The sequence below is a fragment of the Halobacterium bonnevillei genome (assembly GCF_009831555.1).
Classification (GTDB): Archaea; Halobacteriota; Halobacteria; order Halobacteriales; family Halobacteriaceae; genus Halobacterium; species Halobacterium bonnevillei.
Genome location: NZ_WUUU01000305.1, coordinates 1 through 1,809, shown reverse-complemented (window position 1 = coordinate 1,809; position 1,809 = coordinate 1). Strand labels below are relative to the sequence as shown.

At 71.9% G+C, this 1,809-nt stretch carries 2 protein-coding genes and 1 pseudogene; all 3 read left to right on the top strand.

Annotation, left to right across the window (positions count from 1 at the left end; translation table 11 throughout):
• On the top strand, positions 1 to 565 hold a 565-nt coding region (locus GRX66_RS18700; RefSeq protein ID WP_159527814.1), incomplete at its 5' end, for a DUF7263 family protein.
• Positions 558 to 1,007, top strand: coding sequence for a DUF7262 family protein (locus GRX66_RS18695; protein WP_159527813.1), 450 nt, complete (start codon positions 558 to 560; stop codon positions 1,005 to 1,007). The genes GRX66_RS18700 and GRX66_RS18695, both read left to right, overlap by 8 nt.
• A 31-nt stretch (positions 1,008 to 1,038) precedes the next feature.
• A pseudogene (locus GRX66_RS20995) lies at positions 1,039 to 1,547 on the top strand (DUF7261 family protein).
• Positions 1,548 to 1,809 lie beyond the last annotated feature (262 nt).

Genomic DNA, 1,809 nt, shown 5'->3' with positions numbered 1-1,809 from the left:
CGCCGACACCGACCCCGCTGACGGCCGACTCGCGGCGAGTGTCGCCGAGCGACTCGTCGCGGCCGACGGCCCGTTTTCGGTTCGAGCGAACGTGCTCTCGCGGACCGCAATCGACAACGCCAGCGTCGCTGTCCTCGGAGACGTGCTCCCGGCGGACGCGGCGGTGCGCGTCGCTCTCGACGGTCAGCCTGTCGTCGAGCGCGGGAATCCCACGGGCGGCACGACGATGCGGCGGATCGTACTCGTCGCCGAGACGGAGCGCCACGAACTGACGCCCGCACTCGATGACGGAACGTCGGTGACGCTACCGCGGCGGACTGCGAACGCGACGGTGACCGTCGATCCGCCCGCGGGCAGCACTGTGTCGACCGTGCGCGCCAACGACCGCGTCGTCCTCCACGATTCTGACGGGCTCGACGGCGCGTACGACGTGGCGCTCGCGCGCTACGACACGGTGACGGTGACCGTCGACGCCAGTAGCGACCTGCCGCCGGGGAGCGTGCGCATCGCGTACCGCGCGGAAACCACCACAAAAGCCGTCATGGCGGTGACCGTCGATGCGTGACGCCGAGGAAGCCGGCCGCAGCGCGCCGCCGCGCTCCGCTCGCGGGCAGGTCTCGCTGTCCGTCGTCGAAGCGGGCGTCGGAGTGTTGTTCGTCGTAGCCGTCGCGAGCGCGTTCGCGTTCGGGACGCCCGCGGGCGGCCTCGGCGCTGACGAACAACTGGACGCGTACGCGCAGGACGCCGCGACCGTCCTGGCGAACGAACCGCCACAGCACCGGGATGCCACTCGGCTGTCCGAAGTGGCGGCGTCCGAGACGGCGTTCGACCGCGAGCGGGACGCCCTCGAGCGCCGCGTGGACCGCATCCTCCCCGACAACCTCATGTACAGCGTGGAAACGCAGCACGGGTCGGTCGGCCAGGTACGGCCGTCGAACGCACCGGTCGGGGTCGCACGCGTCCCGACAGGCAGCGGGCGTGTGACAATCTGGGTGTGGTACGCGTGACTGGCGGAGTGACACGCCGGAGAGTGGCACCGTGACCGGACGCGACGCGGGCCGCGGGCAACTCGTCCTCGTGGCCGCCGTGGTCGCCGCCCTGGCGCTCGTCCCAGTCGTCGCCGCCTACCTCCAGTTCGGGTACGCGCCGGCGGTCGCGGACGTCGACGACCGCCACGACGAGCGCGTCTCCCGGACGCTCGAACGGATCACGACGGCGCCGCCGAAGTCGCGACTGGCAACCCCTGGAGCGACCGCGAGCAAGCCGTGGGGGAACTCAAGCGGGTGCTCGCGCCGCAACTCGACACGCTGGAGACGGCGCGCCTGCGCGACGGCGTCGTCGTGAACGTGACGTCCGACGAGTCGCTGGCGGCCAGCGTCGCCTGCCCGAGCGGGGACGGTCGGGCGTTCGGCGACTGCGAGCGAATTGACGGCGTCGTCGTGCAGGAGCGGGACGGCGAGACGGTCGTGGTCGCGGTGGCGTTCCGGGTGCGCGTGTCGACGCCCGACGGCAGCACGGCGTTCGGGCGCGTAGCCCGACCTCGCTAAACAGGCCTGTGACTTCCTGTGCTCTCCAATCGTCCGTCGTCCGATTCCCGGGTCACCGGCTGGCCGTCGACTGGACGGGCGGAGCACGACTATCCAGTGTCGATGTCGTCGAACCCCCACTCCTCGGCGCGCGCCTTCGCCTCCTCGCGGGCGCGCTCCTGGATGGCCTCGACTTTCGCTTCGTCCGCGAGGAACGCCTCGACTGCGTCCAGGTTGCCGCCGCCGTCGTCGGCTCCCGCTGCTGCGTCGGCGACGCCGGCGG

Bases quoted from the DNA above. Each gene is read 5' to 3' on its own strand.
- GRX66_RS18695 (WP_159527813.1), top strand. From the start codon at position 558: ATGCGTGACGCCGAGGAAGCCGGCCGCAGCGCGCCGCCGCGCTCCGCT.